Source organism: Sphingomonas sp. GM_Shp_1, from assembly GCF_026540895.1.
Taxonomy (GTDB): Bacteria; Pseudomonadota; Alphaproteobacteria; order Sphingomonadales; family Sphingomonadaceae; genus Sphingomonas.
Window position 1 is genome coordinate 1 of the sequence record NZ_JALNUR010000041.1, and the last position, 23,683, is coordinate 23,683.

Here is a 23,683-nt window from a genome sequence, read left to right on the forward strand (position 1 = left end):
GTGACGTTTGGCCTTGCTGCCGCCGACCGACGCTTTGGTGAGGACGGCGCAAAGTCGTCTACCCAAAGCATCGCCGCGCGCAAAGCCCCTCCTCCCGGCAGGGGGGAGGGGTTTGGAGTGGGGGCTCGGCCACGAGCGATGGTCTCGGTGAGACGCCGTGCCCTCCCCCATCCCCTCCCGCTTGCGGGAGGGGAGCGGCCAGAGGTGCTATTTGGCCTTCTTGTCGCTGACCGACGCTCTGGTGAGGACGGCGCAACGTCGTCTAGCCAAAGCATCGCCGCGCGCAAAGCCCCTCCTCCCGGAAGGGGGGAGGGGTTTGGGGAGGGGGCCTCGCCCCGAGTAACGACCCCCAGTGAAACTCCCAACGCACGTTACGTGCAAAAACGTCTTATCCCCTCGTGCTCGGCAAGTTCCGGCCCTAAACCCCCGGCATGACCGCGCTGATCGCCGACTATTACCGCCACCTGACGGTCGACCTGCGCCGGTCCGATCACACAGTGCGCGCCTATGTCGCCACCGCCGAGCGGCTATGCGGATTCCTTTCCGAGCATTGGGGTGAGGCGATCGATGGCGCGACGCTCGCGCGGATCACCGCCGCCGATCTGCGGGCCTATCTTGCCAGGCGGCGTGGTGAGGGGCTGACCGCCGCCTCTACGGCGCGCGAATTGTCGGCGGTGCGGACCTTCCTCCATTGGACCGGAACCGAGCCGCCCGCGCTGAAGGGCCCCCGTCGCAAGCGCAGCATCCCGCGCCCGCAAGCGCCCGCCGACATCATCGCCCTGTCGGAGGATGTCTGCGAAAGCGCCGCCGAACCCTGGATCGCGGCGCGCGACTGGGCGGTGCTGTTGCTGCTCTACGGCGCGGGGTTGCGGATCGGGGAGGCGATGATGCTCCCGGCCGCTATCCTGCCGCTCGGCGAGACGATCCGCGTGACCGGCAAGCGCGGCAAGACGCGGATCGTGCCGCTGCTGCCCGAATTGCGCGAGGCGATCGAGCGCTACGCCGCGCTGGTGCCCTTCGCCCTCGAACCCGATGAGCCGCTGTTTCGCGGGGCCAAGGGCGGGCCGCTGTCGCCCGCGATCATCCGGCGCTCGGTACAGGGCGCGCGCGACCGGCTGGGGCTGGGCGCGCGGACGACGCCCCATGCCTTGCGGCATAGCTTCGCCACGCATCTGCTGGGGCGCGGGGCCGATCTTCGCCAACTTCAGGAATTGCTGGGCCATGCCAGCCTGAGTTCGACGCAAATCTATACGGCGGTGGACGCGGCGCATCTGCTCGACGTCTATCGCACCGCGCATCCCCGCGCCTGAGCGTCAGCTTTTGCGCGACGGTTTCCAGGTGATGACCCGCCAGAGATAGCCGATCACGATCGCCGCCGTCATCACCACCGCCGCCGGACCGACATAGCGGTTGATCGCCTCGAAATTCTCGCCCAGCCACAGCCCCGCATAGGCGAGGATGACGTTCCAGATCGTGCTGCCCGCAAAGGTCCAGAGCAGGAACTTGCCCAACGGCATCCGGGTGATCCCGGCGGGCAGCGAGATCAGCGTGCGAAAGGCGGGCATGAAGCGGAAGACGAACACCACCCAGCCGCCATGCCGCACGAAGAACAGATGCAGCCGCTCGACATCGCGCCACTCCATGGTCAGCCAGCGGCCATGCTTGTCGATGAAGGGGCGAAACCGCTCATAACCGATATAGCGACCGACCGCATACCAGGCATAATTGCCGACCGTCGTCCCCGCCGTGCCCCACAGGATCAGCGGGATCATCTCCATCTGCCCGCGCGCCACCGCCATGCCGCCCAGGCCCATGATGACCTCCGACGGAATGGGGGGCACGATGTTTTCCAGCGCCATCAGCAGGAAGATGCCGAAATAGCCGCCCCAGGCGATCAGGTTGAGGATGAAATCGGTCATGCGTGTAGGGATGTACCGATGAGTGCGGGGGCGGTTCCCATAGACGCAATCGACCTTCGATCGCCATGGCCTCCTTCGCTCCTTCTGGGTCCGATCGACATTCAGATATGCCCTTCTTTTCCCTGGCCCCTCGCAGAGGCGAGGGTGGAATGGCTCGACCGAATCCCGATCCTGCCTGCGATTGCCCTTGCCAATCGAAGCGGTGAAGTCGTAGGATTACGCCTATAAAAGACAGATTTCATGGAGAAGGAGCGCCGCCATGGTGCCAGTCGGAGCATCCCCTGGGCATGAGGAACGATAGGCATGGCCATTCCCGCCGATCTGCCGGTCGACACGCTGACCGCTTCCCCTCCACGCCCTGCGGATTCCGGTAAAGGCACCGCATCGCGGCGCTATCTGCCCGCGCTGATCATCACGGTCAGCCTGTTCTTCCTGTGGGGCATGGCCAATAATCTGAACGACATTCTGATCGCGCAGTTTCGCAAGGCCTTCACGCTCAGCGACTTCGGGACCAGCTTCGTCCAGCAGGTCTTCTATCTCGGCTATTTCCTGCTCGCGGTGCCCGCTTCGCTGGTGATGCGGCGCTATGGGTATAAGGCGGCGATCGTGCTGGGGCTGACGCTGTACGGCACCGGCGCGCTGCTCTTCTATCCGGCGGCGGCGGCCAGCCTGTACCAGCTTTTCCTGCTCGGTTTGTTCGTCATCGCGGCGGGACTGGCGTTCCTGGAGACCTCGGCCAACCCGTTGATGGGCGAACTGGGCGACCCGGCGGGTGCTACTCGGCGGCTCAACTGGGCGCAGGCGGCCAATCCGCTGGGCGCGATCACCGGCATCCTGATCGGGCGCTTCTTCATCCTGTCGGGCATCGAGCATGACGAGGCGGCGCTGGCGACGATGGACGCTGCCGCCCGCACCGCCTTCTACAAGGCCGAGGTGCAGGCGATCGCGCCGCCCTATGTCGCGATCGCGATCGTCGTGCTGATCTTCGCACTGGCGACGGCGTTCGTCCGCTTCCCCGCCGGTGCCCCGGCGCGGGCGGGTGAAGCCAGCGGCGGCGGACGGTTCGTCGATGTCTTCCACCGTCCCCGGCTGCTCGGCGCAGTCGTCGCACAATTCTTCTATGTCGGTGCACAGGTCGGGGTGTGGAGCTATACCATCCGCTATGCGCAGGCCAATGCGGGGCTGGGCGAGCGGGGCGGGGCCGATGCGCTGTTCGTCTCGCTGGTGCTGTTCGCGGCGGGGCGATTCCTGGGCAGCGCGCTGATGGCGAGGCTGGAGCCGGTCCGACTGCTGGCCGTCTTCGCGACCGCATCGATCGTGCTGACCGCCATGGCCGCGTTGCTCGGCGGCTGGCCGGGGCTGATCGCACTGGTCGCGGCAAGCTTCTTCATGTCGATCCAGTTTCCGACGATCTTCGCGCTGGGGATCGAGGGGCTGGGGCCGCTGCGCCGTGCCGGTGCGTCGTTGATCGTCATGGCGATCATCGGCGGTGCGGGGCTGACCGCGCTGATGGGCCTGGTGTCCGACCGTGCGGGCATCACCGCCGCGATGCTCGTTCCGACCGTCAGCTTCGCGGTCGTCACCGCCTTCGCCATATTGATGAAGCGTCACAAGGAGATGAATTGATGGGCCGTTTGCAGGCCAAGCGTGCGATCGTGACCGGCGCGGGCCAGGGTATCGGCCGCGCCGCCGCCGAACTGTTCGCCGCCGAGGGGGCGGAGGTGATCGCGGTGGACCGCAATGCGGACGCACTGGCGACGCTGGAGGGCTGCGAGACCGAGACGCTCGACCTGCTCGACCCGGCGGCGATCGCGGCGTTCGGCGAGCGGACGGGGGCGGTGGACATACTGTTCAACTGCGCGGGCTATGTCGATGCGGGCGACCTGCTGGCGACGGAGGATGCCGGATATCGGCTGTCCTTCGACCTGAACGTCCATGCGATCACCCATATGCTCCAGGCCTTCCTGCCCACGATGATCGCGGAAGGTGGCGGGGCGATCGTCAACATGGCGTCGGTGGCGGGCGCGGTGATCGGCGTGGGCAACCGCTATGCCTATTGCGCGTCCAAGGGCGCGGTGGCGGGGATCACGCGCTCGGTCGCGCTCGATTATGTCGGCAAGGGGATACGCTGCAACGCGATCTGTCCCGGCACCGTCCAGTCGCCGAGCCTGGACGAGCGTCTGGCCGCGACCGGCGATGCCGAGGCGGCCCGCGCGGCCTTTATCGCACGCCAGCCGATGGGACGGCTGGGCCGCGCCGAAGAGATCGCCGCGCTGGCGCTCTACCTCGCCTCGGACGAGAGCGCCTATACCACCGGGCAGATGCACGTCATCGACGGCGGATGGACGATGGCGTGAGCCCCTCGCGCCCGCCCTTTGTCGATGCGCATTTCCACCTGTGGGATCATGGCGTGCTGCGCTATCCCTGGCTGGACGATGCGGCCCAGGCCGCGATCGCGGAGGATTACCGGATCGCCGATTACCGGGCGGAGCTTGCCGCCTGGAACCTGGTCGGCGCGGTGCATGTCGATGCGGGCGCGCATCCCGACCAAGGCGCGGACGAGACGGTCTGGCTGAACCATGTCGCCGATGCGGACGGACTGCCGAGCGGCATCGTCGCGCGGGTCGAGCTGGACCATCCGGCGGTCGAGCCGCAACTGGCATGGCAGGCGGCACACCGCCGTGTGAAGGGCGTCCGTCACCTGATCAACTGGCACCCGAGCGATGCGGCGCGCCGGGCCTATGATCGCGACCTGACCCGCGATCCGCGCTGGCGGGAAGGCTATGCGCTGCTCGGGCGTTACGGCCTCAGCTACGACTTTCACGGCTTTCCGGCGCAACTCGCGGGGCTGGCGGAGGTCGCGGGCAGGCATCCGGAGGTGCCGGTCATCCTCAACCATCTCGCGCTGCCGATCCCGGCGGACGGGCTGGAGGAATGGCGCGCCGGGCTGATCGCCTTCGCCGCCATGCCGCATGCCGCGATCAAGCTGTCGGGGGCGGGCTTTGTCGGGCCACGCTTCGATCCCGCCGGCTTCGCCGACATCGTCGCGGAGGTGATCGACCGGTTCGGCCCCTCACGCGTGATGGTCGCGACCAACTTCCCGACCGACCGGCTGGCCGCCGATCTCGACCGGACGCTCGGCGCCTATGAGACGCTGCTGGCGGGCTTTTCGGAGGATGAGCGACGTGACCTGTGGGGCCGCAACGCCAACCGAATCTATCGATTGGACCTGGACCTATGACCGATATTCCCCGCCGCCCGGTGGGTCCGACCGGTTGCCAGCTTCCCGAACTGGGCTTCGGCGCGGCGGCGATGGGCAATCTCTATGCCGCGATGAGCGATACGCAGGCCGCCGCCACGCTGGAGGCGGCGCTGGACGCGGGCTTCCGCTATTTCGACACCGCGCCGCATTATGGCCGGGGGTTGAGCGAACGGCGGCTGGGTGACGCACTGCGCGGGCGGGGCGACGTCATCGTCTCGACCAAGGTCGGGCGGCTGATGGACCCGGATGCGCGCATCACCGACGACGGCGAGCGCGATGGCTTCCACACCGCCATGCCCTTCCGCATGCGCTACGACTATACGCATGACGGCATCATGCGCAGCCATGAGCACAGCCTTCAGCGGCTGGGGCTGGCCAAGGTCGATCTGGCCTTCATCCACGATATCGGCCGCGTCACGCATGGCGAGGCGGACGCGCGATATCGCGAGCAACTGATCGCGGGCGGCGGGCTGAAGGCGCTGGAGCAATTGCGCGACGAGGGCGCGATCGCCGGGTTCGGGCTGGGCGTCAACGAGGTCGAGGTCTGTCTGGAGCTGATGGAGGTGGCGCGGTTCGACGTCATCCTGCTCGCCGGGCGCTATACGCTGCTGGAACAGGGGGCGCTCGACGCGCTGTTCCCGGCCTGTGCGAAGGCGGACACCGCCATCGTCGTCGGTGGGCCCTATAATAGCGGCATCCTGGCGACGGGCAGCGATGCAGCCGCCCGCTACAACTACGCCCCCGCGCCCGCCGCCGTGCTGGACAAGGTCCGCGCGCTGGAAAAGGTCGCGGCGCGGCACCATGTTTCGCTTCCCGCCGCCGCGCTCGCCTTCGTCCTGGCGCACTCCCAGGTCGCGAGCGTCATTCCGGGCATCGCCGATCCGCAACAAGTGGCCGATACCATGCGTCTTTATGCCGAACCCATTCCGTCCGCCTTCTGGGCGGAACTGCGGGCCGAAGGGCTCGCCCGCCCCGATGCACCCGTTCCGGGGGACGTGGCATGAGCGTCGCGGCGATCCGCCTGACCCCGACCGACAATGTCGCGGTCTGTTGTCGCACGGTCGAGCCGGGCGAGCATATCGTCGTTGACGGCCATGAACTCGTCATCGGCGAGCGGGTGGCGCTGGGCCACAAGCTGGCGGTCATACCGCTGGCGGCGGGCGACAAGGTGATCAAGTACGGCATGCCCATCGGCTCGATGACGCAGGACGCGCCTGCCGGGGGCTGGGTCCACATGCACAATATGCAAAGCGATTATATTCCCGCGCATCTGCGCGACGCGCACGGAGATCACGCATGACGACGGGCATGACCGAACGGACATGGCAGGCCTGGGCCCGTCCCAATGGTCGCAAGGGCATTCGCGATGCGATCGTCGTCGTCTATCTGGTCGAATGCGCACATCATGTCGCGCGGCGGATCGTCGACCGGATGGACGACCCGCGCGTTCAGTTGATCGGCTTTCCCGGCTGCTACCCCAATGACTATGCGCTGGCGATGATGAAGGCGCTGACGACGCATCCCAATGTCGGCGGCGTCGTGCTGCTGTCGCTGGGTTGCGAGAGCTTCAACCGGGAGGCGCTGGCCGCCAATGCACGCGAACAGGGGCGTCCCGTGGAGACGATCGTCATCCAGCAGTCTGGCGGCACGCGCGGCGCGATGGAGGCGGGGATCGCTGCGGTCGAGCGGGTCCGTGCGGCGGCGGATGCGCAGGCCGTGCGGGTGCCGATGACCATGTCCGAGCTGGTGATCGGCACCATCTGCGGCGGGTCGGACGGGACCAGCGGCATCACCGGCAACCCGGCGGTCGGTCGCGCCTTCGACACGCTGTACGATGCGGGCGCGATCTGCATCTTCGAGGAAACCGGCGAGATGATCGGGTGCGAGGGCCATATGGCCGAGCGCGCCGCGACGCCGGAGGTGGCCGAAGCCCTGATCGCCTCCGTCGCGCAGGCCGAACGCTATTACCGGGCGATGGGCTATGGCAGCTTCGCGCCGGGCAATGCCGAGGGCGGCCTGTCGAGCCAGGAGGAGAAGTCGGCGGGGGCCTATGCCAAGTCGGGCTGCCGCCCGATCACCGGCGTGATCCTGCCCGCCGAACAGGCGCCGGGGCCGGGGCTGTACCTGCTCGATGTGGTCCCTGCGGGCGACCCGAAGTTCGGCTTCCCCAATATCGTCGACAATGCCGAGATCGGCGAGCTGATCGCGTGCGGGGCGCATATCAACCTGTTCGTGACCGGGCGCGGCTCGGTGGTCGGCTCGGCCATCTCGCCGGTCATCAAGATCGCGGCCAACCCGGAAATGTACGCGCGCATGGAAGGCGACATGGACGTCAATGCCGGTCGTATCCTTTATGGCGAGGCGACGCTGGACGAAGTGGGGGCGGAGATCGTCGACCTGATCGTCGCGGTGTCGGCGGGCGCGGAAACAAAGTCCGAAGCGCTGGGGCATCAGGAATTCGTCCTGACCTACAAGGCGGCGGGGGCCAAGGGACCTGCCTGTCTGCCGCGCGCGGCGTGAGGAGTGGCGCCACCTAACCTCCACCTCCGTTCGGCCTGAGCGAAGTCGAAGGCCAAGCGCCGCTCCTTGCCGCAAGCGTAGGGGCGTGCACTTCGACTTCGCTCAGTGCGAACGGGGCGGTGGAACGCGGTCAGTCCGCCCCTTCGGCCAGCGTCCGCAACTCCGGCATCGCGACCGTCTCCCCCGTCGCATCGACCCAGCGGACGAACGCGCCCACCCGCTTGTGGATCTTCGCCGTATGTCCGGAAAAGATATCCAACAGCCGGTGGTCGAGGAACGGATTGGCGAACCGTTCCAGCGTCGTCGCGGCATAGTCCCGCGCCTCTTGGGTCAGCCCATGGGCGGCGAAGCCGGGGATGACCTCCTCCGCCATCACCCGCTCCAGCGCCGCTCGCGTTTCGCCATCGGCCAGCGCGGCGCGGACCGTCTGGTCCGCCGTGCCGCCCTGCGCATGCCAGCGCGCCGCCAGCCAGCTATGGCCGAGATTGAGGATGTGCAGCTTCAGCCGCTCATACCGCTCCAGATCGTCGGTCAGGACGATGTCGGGATGGATGAAGGGCAGGACCAGCCCCGGCTGCCGCTCGATCGCCCAGAGCGCATAGGGTTCGGCGACCGCCCCGGCGGGGGAGAGCGGTTCGCTGACGATCCGGTCGACCAGCGTGTTGGCCCAGACGCAGGCCCGCTCCAGCCAGTCGAGATAGGCAGGGTCGCGCCCCTGTTCGCGCGCGAGCCCCGTGACGACGCCCTTCAGCGTGTCGCCGTTGCGAGCAACCAGCTCGCACGGCAGCATGGTGACGGGCGCACCGCCCGCCCGCCACCGGCGATGGAGCAATTCGGTCAGCATCCCGACGAAGCTCACCGGAACCCCGCCTTCATCCGGGGCGATGCGATCGCTGTCGGGCACCTGATAGCCGCTATCACCGGTGTTGGAGACGATATGCGTCGCCTCTTCCACGGCCAGCCGGGTCAGCCGGTCCCATTGCGCGGCGGCGCTCAACCCCTCGCGCACGCTGCGGATCGTGACCGTTCGTTCAAAGGGAGCGCCCTCGCGCAAGCCCCGCAGGATGACCGGAAAGCCCGCCGGATCGACAAATCCCGCCAGCCTCTTGGCCCGCTCCGGGTCGCGGGTGGTCTGGACGATGACGATCGGCGGCACCGCCTGTCCCCCGGCGCGCGCTTCCTCGGCGAACAAGTCGACATGCGCCTGGAGGAAGCGGCTGGTCCCGAATTGCAGGATGCAAGGATCGGCGGGGCGTGCGCCGGTCATTGTTCGTCCAGCGAGTAGATGCGCTCCATCGCCACCCATTTCTCGCCCGGCGCGGCATGGGGCAGGGGCTTTTGGAAGCGGTCCATCGCCGCTTCCCAGCGCGCATCGGTGGCGGCCAGGTCGGCGGGGATGGCGCGGGGCCAGTCGTCCGCGACCTCGGCGATCATGAACAGCCGGTCGCCGGTGCGCCAGATCTCCATCGCCAGGAACCCCTTGGCCCGGATCGCCGCCGTCACCTCGGGCCAGGCCCGTCCGGCGGCATGGGCATGTTCATATTCCGCGATCAGTTCGGCATCCGCGACCAGATCGAGCGCGAAACACAGGCGTCGGGCCATAACGGGCCTCCTCTCTTCTCTTATGTCGCCCCCGGATGCGTACCACTGATCGTCCCGAGAGCAATTCTTGCCAGACTAGCCATCCTGCGCTAGCGCTTCAATGGCATATGTGAGAGCATGGTCGCATATAGGAATGTGGAAGAGGGTGGAATGAAGGCTCTGGTCTGTGTGCGGCCGAATGAGATTCGCGTGGAGGATCGCCCCGCGCCGGTACGGGGCGAGGGCGAGGTGCTGCTGCGCATGCGTCGGGCGGGGATCTGCGGCACCGACTATCATATCTATGGCGGCAAGCACCCCTTCCTCGAATATCCGCGCCTGATCGGGCACGAACTGGCGGGTGAGGTGATCGAGACGCCACCGGGTTCGCGCTTCGCGGTCGGGCAGGTGGTGACGATCAATCCCTATATCGCCTGCGGCACCTGTCGCGCCTGTCGCCGGGGCAAGCCCAATTGCTGCGCCAGGATCAGTGTGCTGGGCGTCCACGCCGATGGCGGCATGTGCGAGATGCTGTCGGTGCCCGAGAGCGCGGTGATCGATGCGGAGGGCCTGTCGCTCGACCAAGCGGCGATGGTTGAGTTCCTGGCGATCGGCGCGCATGCCGTGCGGCGATCGATGCTGACCGCGGGCGAGGAGGTGATCGTCATCGGCGCGGGTCCGATCGGGATCGCGGTCGCCCTGTTCGCGCGGATCGCGGGGGCGGGGCGGATCGTGCTGGTCGATACCCGCGCACCGCGCCTGGCCTATGCGCGCGAGCATCTCGGCTTTGCCGAGGGGGTGGTCGCCGATGTCGATATGGCCGCGCGGCTGGCGGCGATGACGAATGGCGAGATGTTCGACCATGTCTTCGATGCGACGGGCAGTATCCATGCGATGCGGGCGGGGCTGAACTGGCTGGCGCATGGCGGCAGCTTCACGCTGGTGGGCGTGTGCAAGGACGATCTGGTCTTTCCCGATCCCGAATTCCACAAGCGCGAGACAACGCTGATCGGCAGCCGCAACGCGCTGTCGGTCGATTTCGACCATGTCATCGCCAGCATCCGCAGCGGCGTGATCCCGACCGACGCGATCCGCACCCATGCGCTGACGCTGGACGAGGCGCCCCATCGCCTGCCCGAACTGATCGCGGAGGCGGATTCGGTGCTGAAGGCGATCGTCACCATCGCATGATCCCCATGCCCTATTGCCCGCCATCCGGCGTCGTCCTAATCCGATGACGATGGAAGGGGATGGCATGACGGGTGAGGGCGGCAAGACGGTCGAGGGGCGTGTCCGCAAGGGCAGCTATGCCGCGCCCGCGCTGGACAAGGCGTTTCTCATCATCGAACTGCTCGCCAGCCATCCGCAGGGCATGCTGGTCAGCGAGATGGCGACCGCGCTCGGCCGTTCGCTGGGCGAGTTGTTCCGCATCGTCGTGGTGATGGAAGAAGCGCGCTATCTGGAAAAGTCGCCGATCGACGATCGGTACCGAGTGACGTACAAATTCCTCGACATTGCCTATCGCGCCACGCCCGCGCGCCAGTTGACCGCCGCCGCGCTGCCCGAGATGCAGTCGCTGGCGCTGACGGTCGGGCAGTCCTGTCACCTGGTGGTGATCGAGGGCGGGGCGGGGCTGGTCATCGCGCGCGAGGAGAATCCGGGGACGCGCGGCTTCGCGCTGCGAATGGGCGCGTCGATCGATATCGTCACCAGCTGCTCGGGCAAGGTGCTGCTCGCCTTCGCGCCGCGCGCGCAGTTCGGGCGGATCGTCGACCGGGTCGAACTGGCGCAGGGCAGGCCGATCGGGCGGACCCGCCTGATCGAGGATCTGGAGCGGGTGCGTGCGCAGGGCTATGAACTGCGCGAAAGCCCGATCACGCGCGGCGTGACCGATATCAGTTATCCGGTGTTCGGGTTCGGCGGCGACTGCATGGCGGCGCTGACCATCCCGTTCCTGGAGACCATCGACGGCTCGCAATCGGTGACGATCGAGGAAGCGCGGCGCATCCTGGCCGAGACCACCGCCCGCATTTCGCAGCAACTGGGCTATCGTCCCGATGACGGGGCGGCGGGCTGAGGGCGGTGTCGCCTATCATGAAGCCGAACTACATGGGGGTGATCACGCCCTCCCTCTCCGCTCTCAGAGGGGAGAGGGAAGGGGACGACCGGCCCTAATAGATATCGCGGGCGTAGCGGCCCGTCGCCGCCATATCCTCCAGCCTGTCGTCGCCCAGAATATCGGTCAGCACGCGGTGTACATCGCCCGCCATGCCCTTCAGGCTGCCGCAGACATAGATGGCGGCGCCCGCGGCCACCGCGTCGCGGAGCACATCCGCCGCGTCTGCCAGCGCGTGCTGCACATAGCGCGGGCCATGCCCCAGGCGCGACCAGGCGGTGGTCATGCCCGACAGCACCCCGGCGTCGAGCAGCGCCCGGCGTTCCTCGTGGTGATAATCGTCATGCTCGGGATGCCGCTCCCCCCAGAACAGCATGACGGGTCCGCCACCGCTCGCCGCGCGTCCGCGCAGATGGGCGAGCAGGCCCGCCAGGCCCGTGCCGTTGCCGATCAACACCATCGGCGTGGCCGGATCGGCGGGCGAGTGGAACGCCGCATTGGCATGGACCCGCGCCCGCACCACCGAGCCCAGCGGGGCGCCATGGCATAGCCATCCCGATCCCAGCCCCGGCAGGCCATCCTCGGCCTCCGCCAGCCGGACGATCAGCTCGGCGCGGCCCGCAACAGGGATCGAGGCGATCGAATATTCGCGGTGGGCGAGGGGACGCAGCGTGGCGGGGTCGAAGCCGGGACCCGCCTCCGCAGGCAGGATGCTGTCCATCAGTCGCTCGCGCAGTTCGGGCGTATCGGCCAGCCCGGTGGCCGCCAGAAAGGCGTCGACCCGGCGGCGATCCTGGCGGGGCAGGATCTCCAATATGTCGCCCGCCGCCCAGTCGGCAGGCCCCGCCAGCGGCTCCAGTGCGATGTGCCATGTCTCGCCGCCGCTGCTGCCCGGATTGAGCAGGCGCCGCTCGACCAGCCGCCAGTCGGCCATGGCGGCAGGCGCCCAGTCGGGTTGGTCGGTGCGCGCGCCGAGCCCGGCCAGTTGCTGCTGCCAAAGACGCTGCGCATCGGCATCCTCGCCATCTTGCTCGATCGCGTCGAACAGCCGCTGTGCGCCGCCGCTGTGCAGCCACTGGTCGATCCGGTGCCCGAAGGCACAGAAGTCGGGATATTCGCGGTCGCCCAGCGCCAATACGGCGTAGGAGAGGTGCGACAGGTCGGTCGGCGTCCGTGCCATGGTCCGGGCGAAGCCGCGCGCGGCGTCGGGAGGCTCCCCCTCGCCATAGGTGCTGGCGACGACGAACAGCCGGTCGGCCCGCGCCAGTTGCTCGGCGGTCAGCGAGGCGATGGGCAGCGCGGCGGCACCGGGCAGCGCTTGCGCTGTCAGCCGGGCGATCCGCTCGGCGGAGCCGGTTTGGCTCGCATAGGCGACCAGGGTGGCCGCCGCCTCCGCCGGAACCGGAGCCGTATCGGTGAGGACCGCGCCCAGGGCCACCTTGCGCCGCCGCCGCGCGAAATAGAGGAGAAAGCCGGTTATGGTGAACAGCGGCATGGTCAGGCTGGCCAGCGTCATGGCGATCCGCCCGGCCAGACCGAAATAGGCGCCGCGATGGATTTCATAGACGCTGGTGACGATATCGTCGCCCAAGGGACGCTTCGCATAGGGCTGGTTGGAGGTGACGCGCCCGGTCGCGCTGTCGATGCTGACTTCGTCGGAGACGCGGTCGTGCCGGCCATCTGCCAGCTTGCCCCGGAACTGGACCACGCCGTCGCGAACCGAGGCGGTGACGCGCGCATAGGGACGATGGCCGGTCGCCTGGTCGAAACGCTGCCAGATGGCGGCGAGGTCGAGGGGCGCGTCCTTGCCTTCCCCGGCTTGCTTGCCGCGACCGCCCTTGCCCCCCTCGCGCGGGGCATGCGCGGCCTGTTCGCTGGACAGAAGATGCCGGACCCCGGTGCGGTACCAGGCATAGGACCACCACAGCCCCGTGCCCGCACTGATGAGATAGAAGATCAGCACCCAGCCGCCGATGACCGCATGGAGCGCCCGGTACAGGTTGCGCCCGGTCATCCGCAGGTCGAGCACGAACCAGTTGCGCCAGTCCAGCGGCTTGCGCGGCCAGCGCAGATAGAGACCCGACAGCGCGAAATAGATGAGCGACAGCGCGGCGAAACCCGTGATCTGGCGCCCGATGCCATTGCCCTTGCCGGGCAGCGCGAGCCAGCGGTGCAGTTCCTCCACCGTCTCGGAGAAGCCCGCGCCGCGCGGCTCGCCCAGCATCCGCCCCGTCGTCGGATCGACATAGGCGTTCAGCCGCGTCTTATCCTTGCCCAGGGTATAGCCGACGAAAGCCGCCTTGGTCGGGTCGCTGTCGACCACCAGGCGGGCAATGCGTATGTCCGGCACCTGCTCGGTGATCCGGGCGATCAGGGCCGGGGCGGAAAGCGGCGCGCTACGCCCCGGCGTCACCGTCACGATGCCGGGATTGGTCGCCGCCACGATCTCCGGCTCGAAGCTGATCAGCGCACCCGTGACGCCCATCACGGCCAGCACCAGTCCGGCGGTGATCCCCAGGAACCAGTGGATCTGGAACAGGATCGTGCGGGTCGAAATCACCGGCCTGTCAGCCCTTGTTATTGATAATCACTTGCGTTAGGCGACCGTGCAAATAACGTCAATGGTTACGGGGTAGGAATGAAGCATCGGGGGAAGAGCGTGGCATATAGCGTGTGCCGGACCATGGTGTTCGGCGCATCGCTGACGGCGTTGATGGTCGGGGCCTCCGGCGCGCTGGCGCAGAGCCAGCCACAGGCCGATGTCGCGTCCGATGAGCGGACCGACATGCCGCAGGACCGCGAAGTGGTCGTCACCGCCGCGCGCACCGTTCTGCCGCCCAATGCCCTGCCGCTCACCATCGACATCATCGACAAGGAGGCGCTGGACCGCCAGATCGCGATCTCGGGCAGCGTGACCGACGCGGTCGCGGCGCTGACGCCCAGCTTCTCGCCGACGCGCGGCAAGCTGTCCGGCGCGGGGGAGACGCTGCGCGGTCGCTCGCCGCTCTATGCGATCAACGGCATTCCGCAGACGACGCCGCTTCGCGACGGCAGCCGGGACGGCTTCACCATCGACGGCTTCTTCGTCGATCGGGTCGAGCTGATCTATGGCTCCAACGCGCTTCAGGGGATTGGCGGGACCGGCGGTATCGTCAACCAGGTGACGGTCGGCCCGCCGACGACCGAGGGACTGTCGGGCCGGACGCTGGTGCAGGGCACGGTCGCCAACGGGTTCGAGGCGGACTCGCCGGGCGGCAAGGTCGCGGGGCTGGTCCAGTATAAGGCGGGCATCTTCGACGCGACGGTGGGTGCGTCCTATGAACGGCGGGGCGTCTTCTACGATGCGCGCGGTCGCCGGATCGGCATCAACCTGACCCAGGGCGAGACGCAGGATTCGCGCGCCACTGACATCTTCGCGCGACTGGGGGCGCAGGTGCGCGACAGCGGGCGGTTCGACCTGATCCTCAACCGCTATGAGTTGAACGGGGAGGGGCGCTTCGTTCCGCTGGCGGGCAATCGCTTGACCGGCCTGCCGACCAGCGCGGTGCGCGGCGATCCGCCGGGCAAGCCCGCCGCCAACCTGGCGGAGGCGGTGTCGCTATCCTATACCGATCATGACGTGGCGGGCGGCAATCTGGTCGCGCAAATCTTCTTCAACCGCACCTACGATACGTTCGGCGGCGAGCCCAACCCGATCCCGACTTTCCAGGACCCGGCGATCGCGCCGGTCGGCACGCTGTTCGACCAGTCGGAGAACCGTTCGCGCAAGCTGGGCCTGCGCGCCAGCTATGAGCGTGCGGTGCCGGGGTTCGAGGCGCTGGTCGCGACGATCGGCTTCGACGCGCTGGCCGACAAGTCGGAACAGCGGCTGATCGCGACCGACCGCGCCTGGGTGCCGCCCGCCGATTTCCGCAGCCTGGCGCCCTTCGTCCAAGCCAATCTGAAGCTGTTCGACGGCGTGGTGCGGCTGGCCGGCGGCGCGCGGTGGGAGAATGTGAAGGTCCGCATCGCCGATTACCGTACGCTCGCCTCCACCACCTATGACGGTCGCAATCCGGCGACCTATGGCGGGGTCAACGTCAAGGGCGGCGAGCCGGGCTTCGACCGGATCATGACCAATGGCGGCGTGATCGTGGAGCCGCTGACCGGCATCCGCGCCTATGCCAGCTATGCCGAAGGCTTCACCATGGCTGATATCGGGCGGATCACCCGCGCGGTCGCCACGCCCGGCACCGACCTGAGCAGCTTCCGCGCGATCGATCCGGTCATCTCCAACAATCGCGAGATCGGGGTGGAGGTGAAGCGCGGGCCGCTCGACGCCAGCACGACCTATTTCTGGTCGACCAGCAACAACGGCCAGGTGCTGCTGGCGCTGGGTAACGGCATCTTCGAGGTGCAGCGCCAGCGGGTGGAGATACAGGGGCTGGAGGTCAATCTGGGCCTGCGCACCCCGGTGCCGGGCTTACGCGTCTCGACCGGCTATGCGCATCTGATCGGCCGCTATGACAGCGATACGCGCAACCCGGACGGGATCGTCGACACCGATCTGGACGGCACCAACATCTCGCCCGACCGGATGAACGCCGCCGCCGATTTCGCGTCCGGCCCGGTGACAGCGCGCGTCCAGACGCAGATGTATCTGTCGCGCAGCTTCTACGGCAAGGCGAACCCCGATCCGCGCAACAATTTCGGCGGCTATACCGTGACGGATGCCTATCTGCGCTACCAGACCCGGTTCGGCGGGCTGTCGCTGAGCGCGCAGAACATCTTCAACCGCTTCTATATCGACTATAACAGCGACACCCGCCTGCCCAACGACAATTTCGCCTTCTTCGCCGGGCGGGGCCGGACCTTCACCCTGGGATGGGACGCGCGCTGGTAGCGCGTCCCGGCAGGGCCTAGTGGCCGTCGCCGTCGCCCATGGTCAGATACAGGTGGCGGAGCATCGCGGTCATCGCGTCGGTACCACGCTGCGTCAGGGTGACGGCCAGCCGCCGGTGATCGGCGGGGTCGGTCCGTCGGCGCAGCAACCCGGCGCTTTCCAGCCGGTCGATCCGGCGCAGCGCGCTGGTCGAGCTTTCGCCGGAGACGAGGATCAGTTCCTTGACGCAGAGCGGACGGCTCTCCTGTTCGGCGATGAACAGCTCCAGCATCATGTCCCAGGCGGAATCGCGGAAGATGTCGCGCGGAAAGAACTCCGCGACATTGGCGCGCATCGCCTGGGTCTGCCGCGCCAGATCGAGCAGCGTGGCGCGGCCCTCCCCCCGGGAGCGCAGTCCGGGGACCCTTCCGAATCCGTTGGAAACATGGTGGCCCGCGGCCATGGTTTTCGGCATGCGAATATCCTGAGCTGAGGCCATGGGCGATCCACGCCCATGGGATTGCGGCGGATGGGAAAGGGTGCGGCTCATCGCTCGCGCATCGCCTCGCGCGCACGGTTGAGCGGCTTGAGCAGATATTGCAGCACGGTCTTGCTGCCGGTGTGGATGTCGGCGGTCGCGATCATGCCGGGCACGATCGGAAAGCGCTTGCCCGCCTTGTTGACCAGCGAGTCCGCCGTGGTCCGCACGAAGACGCGGTAATAATAGACGTCCGGGTTCACCTCGTCCCGGATGGTGTCGGGCGAGATGCTGCTGACCCGGCCCTCCAGCCCGCCGAAAATGGCATAGTCATAGGCGGTGATCTTGACGCTCGCGCGCTGGCCGGGGCGGATGAAGGCGATGTCGCGCGGCGAGATGCGCGCCTCGACCAGCAGGCGTTCGTCCATCGGCACGATCTCCATGATCTTGCCGCCGGGCGGGATGACGCCGCCGATGGTCGACACCTCGATATTCTTGACCACCCCGCGGACCGGCGAGCGCAGGGTCAGGCGGCTGAGCGTGTCCGAACGGCCGCGCACCACGGGGGCCAGCGCCTCCACCTCCTCACTGACCTTGGCGAGATCCTGCCGCGCCTCGACGGTATATTGCGAGCGCAGGTCGGATTTCTTCAGGTCCAGATCGGCGCGCTGGCGCTTCAGGCGCAGCACCTCGACATTGCTCGCCGCGCCGACCTCGATCAGCGACTCGCCGATCCCGACCTCGCGTCCGATCAGCGCCAGCGATTCGTCGATCAGCCCCAGCGAACTCGCCAGACTGCGACGGCGCGCGTCATAGAGGCGTTGCTGCTCCGCCTTGAGCGCGGGGAAGTCGTTCAACTCGGGCGAGAAGGTCAGGGGCGTGCCGTTCACCTCTGCCTGCAACCGGGCTTGCGCGGCCAGTGCGGCGCGGTACTTGGCGGCGCTTTCCTCGACCGTCGATCCGGCCTGGGTGGGGTCGAGCTGGGCGAGCACCTGGCCCGGCTTCACGATATCGTCCTGCCGCACCAGCATCTTGGCCAGAATGCCGCCCTCCAGCGATTGCAGCACCTGTTCACGGCTGGTCGGCACGACCCGGCCCGTGCCGGTCGCCACCTCGTCCAGCTCGGCGAACCAGGCCCAGATGAGCGCCACGACGAACAGCGCGGTCAGCACCCACAGCATCCGCCGCGCCGCCAGCAGTTGCGCGCCGCCCTCATCGGCGAAGGGCCGGTCGTCGAAGGTCGCCGCCGCGCTCATGCCGCCTGGCTCCGCGCCGCGCCCTGGAGCGTGGCGAGCGCCTGCGCCTTGGGTTGGTCGAGCAGGATCAGGCCGTTGTCGATCACGATCACCCGGTCGACCCAGTCGAGCACCCGCATCCGGTGGGTGGCGACCACCACGGTGCGGTCGCGGCTCCATTCCTGGAAGCGCGTGATGAACTGGCGTTCGGAGGCTTCGTCCATCGCGGCGGTGGGCTCGTCCAGCAGCATCACCTGCGGCTGGCGGATCAACAGCCGGGCAAGCAGCAGCGCCTGTTGCTGGCCGCCCGACAGGCCGCGCCCGCCCTCCAGCACGACATGCTCCAGCCCGTCGCGCAGGCGGCGGACGAAATCGACCGCGCCGACCATCTCCAGCGCGGCGAGGATCGCGTCATTGCCCGCCATCGGCGCACCCATGGTCAGGTTTTCGCGGAGCGTGCCGTGGAACAAGCGGCTGTTCTGGGTCAGCAGCGCGACCTCGCGCCGGACATCCGCCGGATCGATCTGATGCAGCGCCAGGTCGTCGAGCAGCACCTCGCCCGAGACCGGCTGCAACATGCCCGACAGGCCCTGGAGCAAGGTCGATTTGCCCGCTCCGTTGCGGCCCAGCACCGCGATCTTCTCACCCCCCGCGATCTCCAGCCGGGGGACGGTCAGCGCCGGGGGCGATTGCGGATCGGCATAGGAGAAGACCGCCGTGCGCAGGGTGAAGCCGCCGCGTGCGGAGGGCAGGGGGATGCGGTGTCCGGCGTCAGGATTGTCGACCGGCAATGCCATGATCTGGTCCAGGCTGTTCGCCGCGACCTTGGCATGCTGATAGCGGCCGAGCAGATGCGAGACCTGCCCCATCGGCGCCATCATCCGGCTGGCCAGCATCGACGTGGCGACCAGCGCGCCGGTGGTGATGTCGCCTGCGATCACCATCGGCGCGCCGACGAAGATGACGGTGGCGTAGACGGCGTTCTGTACGCTCTGCGCCCAGGTCGACAGGCTGGCGGTCAGCCCGCGCAGCCGCAATTGCGCTTCGCCCGCCACCGCGTTGCAATGGTTCCACTGGCGCTGGAACCGCTCCTCGGCCTGAAGTGTCTTGATATCCTCGATCCCCTGCACCGCCTCGACCAGCAGGGCGTTGCGCAGCGAGGTTTCGCGCATCGACTCCGTGGCATAGGCGCGGAGGCGGCGCTGGGCGAGCAGGCTGGGCAGCAGCAGCGCGATCAGCGCGACCACCGGCACCAGCGCCAGCACCCCGCCGATAAAGGCCAGGATGACCAGGAACAGCAGGAAGAAGGGCAGGTCGGCCACCGCCGCGACGGTCGTGGAGGTCAGCATGTCGCGCACCTGGTCCAGATCGCGAAGCTGGGCGATGAAGGTGCCGGTCGAGGTCGGCCGCGCCCGATTGCGGACGCGCAGGGCATGGCCGAACACCCGGTCGGACAGCCGCAGATCGGCGCGCTTGCCGAGAATATCGGTGATCCCGACCCGCAGCCGTCGCAGCACAAAGTCGAACCCGGTCGCCAGCAGCACGCCCAGGAACAGGATGTAGAGCGTCGGCATCGACTGGGCCGGGACCACCCGGTCATAGACCTGCATCGAGAACAACACGCCCGCCAGCCCCAGGCAGTTGGTCACCACCGATGCGATGGCGACATTGCCGTAACTGCGCGCGTCCTGGAGCAGCAGGCTGCGTAGCCAATGTTCCTCGAACGGGCGGATATAGCTGTCGACCCGGACATCCGCCGCCGATCGGGCCGGACGGGGAACGACGAACAGGCGGGTCTGTTCGACCAGCATCGCCAGCGGACGCTGCACGGCCTGACCGTCCTCGCCCGCGACGATGAACTCGACCTGCCCCTCGGCATCGATCCCGGTGACCAGCGCCAGCTCGCCATCGGTCAGGCAGGCGATGACCGGCAGCCGCCAGCTCGTCAGCTTGATCGCGCCCGGTGCGACGAAACGCACCGACAGGCCGGAGGCGCGGGCGATCGCCCGGACGCGCGTCTCCTCGCCGTCGTCGCCCTGCCACAAGGCGGTCAGCCGCGCGCGCTGCTCGGCAAAGGGCATGCGGTAATGCCGCGCGACCTGTCCCAGCATGTCGATCCATGCCAGCGAGTCGGTCGGCGGCAGGGTGGCGGCGGTCACAGGGTGACGCCCCGGATCGCGGTGCCGGTCAGCCCGAAATCATCCCGCGCCTTGCCTGAGACATAGAGGCACTCCATCGCCAGCCGCCGCAGGTCGTGGACCGTGTTGACCGCGTCGAAGCGCGCCTGCTGCAATTCCTGCTCGGCATTGAGCAGGTCGACCAGCGTGCGCGTGCCCATGTCGAGATATTGCAGGCGATAGAGTTTGCCCGTCTCGACCATATTGTCCTGCCGCGCGGCCAGCGTGGCGAGCAGATGGGACAGCCCGGCAATCTGCTGCTGCGCCTCGGCCAGTTGCGAGGCGACCTCGTTGCGGGCCTGACGTTCGGCGGCCTCGGCGGCGCGGACGCCGTAATCGGCGCTGCGCACGCGGGCGCGCACCGCATTGCCGCCGAACACGTCGCTGCTGACGTTCAGCCCGAAATTATAGAGGCTTCGGTCGGAGAAGGGCGAGCTGACATCCGCCGCCGCATCGCCCGCCAGCGCGACGGTGGGCAGGCGCGCGGCATGGACGCGGCGGCTCTCGGCGGTCGCCTGCTCGAACTGGGCGCGGGCGCGCATGATCGCGGGGACGTCCGCCCATTCGACCGTCGCGGCGCGGGTGCAACTGGCCATCAGCCAGTCGGGGACGCCCGGATCGACCGCCGGGGGCGTGTCGCGACCCAAGAGGAAGGACAGGCCGGTGGTCCAGCGCCGCTGCTCCGCCTCGATCCGGGTCAAGGTCGCCTCCGCCGCGGCGACACGCGACTGGGCCTGGAGTGCGTCGGAACGGGTCGTCGCGCCCTTGCCGAAGCGCTTTTCGACCAGGTCGCTGATCTCGCGGATGCGCGCCAGTTGTTCGATCGCGATGTCGCGCAGCGCGGCGTTGCGCTGCACCTCGATCATCGCATAGCCGGTGTCGCGGATCAGCCCGTCGACCGCCAGCAGCATGTCGGCACGCCCGATCCGGGTGCCCGCGCGCGCGGCATCGACCGCGCCCGCGACCTTGCCGAAATCAAAGAGCATCTGCGATGCCGAGACCTGGGGGCGGGGACGCCAGATGCTGCCCAACCGGCTGTCATAGCCGCTGCCCACCCCGGCGCTGATCCGGGGGAGATAGCCCGCGCGGGCGACCTCGACATCCTCGCCCCGCGCCTCGACGGTCGCGGCGGCCTGGGTGACGGCGGGGTGCCATTGCAGCACCTCATGCATCGCGCTTTCCATCGTCACGGCGGGCTCGGCGCCCGCTGCGGTGGTGACCAGAAAGGCGAGCATAGCCGTCATGATCCTTCCCGATCGCAAATGGTAGCGTTCTCGCCACTGCGGTTCCATCAACGGCCTCTTCTTATCATTCGCCGCAGAGGTTCCGGCTAACCTATTTAACAGATTGAAAATTAGTGCCGAAGGGAAACCCCTTCGGCACTGGAAATCAACTCCATTTTCGGATCGCTGGCCAAGACGGTCAGATGACGTGCATTTGCGTCGTTCTGTCATGTTCGGGATCGACCGAAACGGTCAGATAGCCGAGCGGATCGACCGGCTCCGACGCGATGACCGGAGCGTCGGCGACGGTCGGCACATTGTGCAGGCTTGAGTCGGTCGGGGCCGGTTCGGCCATGCCTTGCTGCGCGTCGAGATAGCGCGACAGGACATCCTCCAGGCTGCCCTGTCCTTCCATCAGCGACAGGGTGACCTGCGCATCGGTGACATGGTCCGGCGTCGCATGGTCGGTGCTCTGGGCGGTCAGCGACAGGGGCACGACATCGGCGTCCAGCGTAACGGCGTCATGCACCGACAGGCTGGTGATCGTCGCGGTCGGGAAGGCCGGGGCGACGCCGTTGTTCAGGTCGACCGCCACGTCCAGCCGCGCCGTCGCGACCTGTCCGTCGGGCTGGACGAGCTGATAGGTGAAGCGGTCCACCGGATCGGTCGCGGCATAGGTCAGCGTCGAGAAGGGCTGATAGCTGTAGCGTCCGACCTCATCGATGGTCAGCGTGCCATGCGTGCCGTTCAGGGTCAGCGGCGTGTCGCCCACCTCGACGAACGCGCCGCCGCTCAGCACCTTGATGCCCAGGAACGGGCTGCCCAGCGTGTCGTTGGCGAGCAGGTCGCCGCTGACCGGGGTGGTGCCGGTCAGGGCGAACTGGTCGAGATGGGTGATCGTCTCGCCGACATAGACATTGGTGGTATAGCCCGCGCCCAGGACATTGGTGCTGGTGACGGTATAGTTGTACGTGCCCGAGGGCAGATTGGGGATCGTCACGCTGATCCCCGAACCCAGCAGCCCGCCGACCCCGGCCACCGCCGTGCCGGCGGCGGTGCCGACGACGATGCCCGCCTGGTTGGTGACGGTGATCGTATAGCTGGGCAGGACCGATAGGCCGGGCGCGATCACCGCCGACAGGGTGACGTTGGCGACGCTGTTGGGCTCGACGGTGAAGCTGTCGACGATCCGCCCGGTCTGCGCACCGGTCAGCGCGATCGCCGTGGGGGTGCCGAAGCTGCTGTCGATCGCGGGAGCCCGGGTTTCCACGACATTGGTGAAGGTCGCGGCGGCGATGGCGGTATCGTTGATCGCGATCGGCGAACCGGTCACGTCGGCGCTGCCGATCGCGATGGACAGCGTCGCACTCGCCCGCTCGCCATCGCTGGCGTCGAGCAGCGTGTAGGTGAAGCTGTCGACCTTGCCGAGCACGGTCGCGCTGGCATTGGGCGTGTAGCTGTAGCCGCCGTCGCGATCGATGGTCAGCGTGCCCCATTGCCCGACGATCACCGTATCGTCAGCGACGACGGCGGTCGTCACGCCGTTCAGGGTGACGCTTTCGACCCGGGTCTGCGGGCTGACCACATCGACCTGCCCGCCGACCCCGACATCGGTGATGACGTTGCCGGTGGTGAGCGCGGGGATGATCTGGCCGATATCGGTGAAGTCGGAATCGACCCCGGCGACGCTCAATCCGCCGAGCAGGCCGACGCCCAGCGTATTGTCGAACGAGACGAAGGCGCGATACTGGCCCGGCCCCAGATCGGCGCTGGCGACCAGATTGCCGTTCAGCAGGCCGACCTCGAGCAGTGTCGAATTGCCGGTGCCGCCATCGACCGCGACCCAGTTGGTGCCGTCGAACCGCTGGAGCACGACCGAATAGCCGCTCACCACGCCCAGGTCGAGCGTCGCGTCATAGGTGAAGGTCGCATCCAGCGTATGGCCCGGCTGGACGGTGAACTGAACATTGGGGATCGCCAGCACCTGCGCGTCGAGATTGACCAGGCCGAGTGAGACGAGCGCGGTATAGTTGGCATTGCCCAGATTCTGGTTGGTCTGGACCGGAACCAGATCGACCAGCGCCGTGGCCGTATCGTCGAAGGCGACGATATCGAACGGCGCGATGACGGAGACGGTGCCCGACACATTGCCCGCCGCATCGCGCAGGCCCACGGTCAGCGTCTCGCCCGCCACCTGCGGGACGGGCAGGGTGAGGGCGAAGGTGCCGCCCGCCGTCACGCCGCCGCTGGCCAGGACAGTGCCGCCCGCATTGCGGACCTCGACGATGGTGCCGGGCTCGCCGGTACCGGTGAC

At 67.9% G+C, this 23,683-nt stretch carries 19 protein-coding genes; 10 read left to right on the forward strand and 9 right to left on the reverse strand.

What is annotated here, in order from left to right; genetic code table 11:
• Nucleotides 1-431: 431 nt before the first annotated feature.
• On the forward strand, nt 432-1,310 hold the full coding sequence (locus OXQ33_RS15470) for a tyrosine recombinase XerC (protein ID WP_267435571.1): 879 nt from the start codon (nt 432-434) through the stop codon (nt 1,308-1,310).
• Between the two features lie 3 nt (nt 1,311-1,313).
• Here the strand turns inward: OXQ33_RS15470 and OXQ33_RS15475 are convergent, their stop codons facing one another.
• Entirely contained in the window at nt 1,314-1,919 is a 606-nt protein-coding gene (locus OXQ33_RS15475) for a DedA family protein (protein WP_267435572.1), read from the reverse strand.
• A gap of 303 nt (nt 1,920-2,222) precedes the next feature.
• On the opposite strand from OXQ33_RS15475, the gene fucP reads away from it, so the two are divergent.
• Genes fucP through OXQ33_RS15505 form a run of 6 tightly spaced genes read left to right on the forward strand, consistent with a single transcriptional unit; the run spans nt 2,223 to nt 7,701 of the window.
• Nucleotides 2,223-3,545 carry an L-fucose:H+ symporter permease gene (fucP, locus tag OXQ33_RS15480; protein WP_267435573.1) on the forward strand — a complete coding sequence of 441 codons (1,323 nt, stop codon included), beginning with the start codon at nt 2,223-2,225 and terminating at the stop codon, nt 3,543-3,545.
• Nucleotides 3,545-4,276, forward strand: a complete 732-nt coding sequence (locus OXQ33_RS15485) for an SDR family oxidoreductase (protein WP_267435574.1) — start codon at nt 3,545-3,547, stop codon at nt 4,274-4,276. Before fucP ends, OXQ33_RS15485 begins: the two co-directional genes overlap by 1 nt.
• Entirely contained in the window at nt 4,273-5,160 is an 888-nt protein-coding gene (locus OXQ33_RS15490) for an amidohydrolase family protein (protein WP_267435575.1), read from the forward strand. The genes OXQ33_RS15485 and OXQ33_RS15490 overlap by 4 nt, the downstream gene beginning before the upstream one ends.
• Nucleotides 5,157-6,185 carry an aldo/keto reductase gene (locus OXQ33_RS15495; protein WP_267435576.1) on the forward strand — a complete coding sequence of 343 codons (1,029 nt, stop codon included), beginning with the start codon at nt 5,157-5,159 and terminating at the stop codon, nt 6,183-6,185. The genes OXQ33_RS15490 and OXQ33_RS15495 overlap by 4 nt, the downstream gene beginning before the upstream one ends.
• Nucleotides 6,182-6,481 carry a UxaA family hydrolase gene (locus OXQ33_RS15500; RefSeq protein ID WP_267435577.1) on the forward strand — a complete coding sequence of 100 codons (300 nt, stop codon included), beginning with the start codon at nt 6,182-6,184 and terminating at the stop codon, nt 6,479-6,481. The genes OXQ33_RS15495 and OXQ33_RS15500 overlap by 4 nt, the downstream gene beginning before the upstream one ends.
• The gene (locus OXQ33_RS15505; protein WP_267435578.1) at nt 6,478-7,701 is read left to right on the forward strand and encodes a UxaA family hydrolase; all 1,224 of its coding nucleotides are present in this window, start codon (nt 6,478-6,480) and stop codon (nt 7,699-7,701) included. Before OXQ33_RS15500 ends, OXQ33_RS15505 begins: the two co-directional genes overlap by 4 nt.
• 130 nt (nt 7,702-7,831) lie before the next feature.
• Here the strand turns inward: OXQ33_RS15505 and OXQ33_RS15510 are convergent, their stop codons facing one another.
• Both OXQ33_RS15510 and OXQ33_RS15515 read right to left on the reverse strand, forming a co-directional pair.
• The gene (locus OXQ33_RS15510; protein WP_267435579.1) at nt 7,832-8,968 is read right to left on the reverse strand and encodes a mannitol dehydrogenase family protein; all 1,137 of its coding nucleotides are present in this window, start codon (nt 8,966-8,968) and stop codon (nt 7,832-7,834) included.
• Nucleotides 8,965-9,303 carry an L-rhamnose mutarotase gene (locus OXQ33_RS15515; RefSeq protein ID WP_267435580.1) on the reverse strand — a complete coding sequence of 113 codons (339 nt, stop codon included), beginning with the start codon at nt 9,301-9,303 and terminating at the stop codon, nt 8,965-8,967. Before OXQ33_RS15515 ends, OXQ33_RS15510 begins: the two co-directional genes overlap by 4 nt.
• Before the next feature lie 150 nt (nt 9,304-9,453).
• Here OXQ33_RS15515 and OXQ33_RS15520 point away from each other — a divergent pair, with 150 nt between their 5' ends.
• Together OXQ33_RS15520 and OXQ33_RS15525 are read left to right on the forward strand one after the other, a co-directional pair.
• Nucleotides 9,454-10,470, forward strand: coding sequence for a zinc-binding alcohol dehydrogenase family protein (locus tag OXQ33_RS15520; protein WP_267435581.1), 1,017 nt, complete (start codon nt 9,454-9,456; stop codon nt 10,468-10,470).
• A 43-nt stretch (nt 10,471-10,513) separates the two neighbouring features.
• The gene (locus OXQ33_RS15525) at nt 10,514-11,356 is read left to right on the forward strand and encodes an IclR family transcriptional regulator (protein WP_307002184.1); all 843 of its coding nucleotides are present in this window, start codon (nt 10,514-10,516) and stop codon (nt 11,354-11,356) included.
• Nucleotides 11,357-11,450: 94 nt separating this feature from the next.
• Here the strand turns inward: OXQ33_RS15525 and OXQ33_RS15530 are convergent, their stop codons facing one another.
• Nucleotides 11,451-13,955 (reverse strand): sulfite reductase flavoprotein subunit alpha, encoded by a 2,505-nt coding sequence (locus tag OXQ33_RS15530; RefSeq protein ID WP_267435582.1) that lies wholly within the window; start codon nt 13,953-13,955, stop codon nt 11,451-11,453.
• Between the two features lie 225 nt (nt 13,956-14,180).
• Here OXQ33_RS15530 and OXQ33_RS15535 point away from each other — a divergent pair, with 225 nt between their 5' ends.
• Nucleotides 14,181-16,277, forward strand: coding sequence for a TonB-dependent receptor (locus OXQ33_RS15535; RefSeq protein WP_267435589.1), 2,097 nt, complete (start codon nt 14,181-14,183; stop codon nt 16,275-16,277).
• Nucleotides 16,278-16,293: 16 nt separating this feature from the next.
• Here the strand turns inward: OXQ33_RS15535 and OXQ33_RS15540 are convergent, their stop codons facing one another.
• The 5 genes from OXQ33_RS15540 to OXQ33_RS15560 all read right to left on the reverse strand — a co-directional run.
• Nucleotides 16,294-16,731 (reverse strand): MarR family transcriptional regulator, encoded by a 438-nt coding sequence (locus tag OXQ33_RS15540; RefSeq protein ID WP_267435583.1) that lies wholly within the window; start codon nt 16,729-16,731, stop codon nt 16,294-16,296.
• 71 nt (nt 16,732-16,802) lie between these two features.
• On the reverse strand, nt 16,803-17,990 hold the full coding sequence (locus OXQ33_RS15545; protein WP_267435584.1) for an HlyD family type I secretion periplasmic adaptor subunit: 1,188 nt from the start codon (nt 17,988-17,990) through the stop codon (nt 16,803-16,805).
• Entirely contained in the window at nt 17,987-20,128 is a 2,142-nt protein-coding gene (locus OXQ33_RS15550) for a type I secretion system permease/ATPase (protein ID WP_267435585.1), read from the reverse strand. Before OXQ33_RS15550 ends, OXQ33_RS15545 begins: the two co-directional genes overlap by 4 nt.
• On the reverse strand, nt 20,125-21,390 hold the full coding sequence (locus OXQ33_RS15555; RefSeq protein WP_267435586.1) for a TolC family protein: 1,266 nt from the start codon (nt 21,388-21,390) through the stop codon (nt 20,125-20,127). The genes OXQ33_RS15550 and OXQ33_RS15555 overlap by 4 nt, the downstream gene beginning before the upstream one ends.
• 178 nt (nt 21,391-21,568) lie before the next feature.
• Nucleotides 21,569-23,683: BapA/Bap/LapF family large adhesin (locus tag OXQ33_RS15560; RefSeq protein WP_267435587.1), on the reverse strand; the 2,115-nt coding region annotated here is incomplete at its 5' end.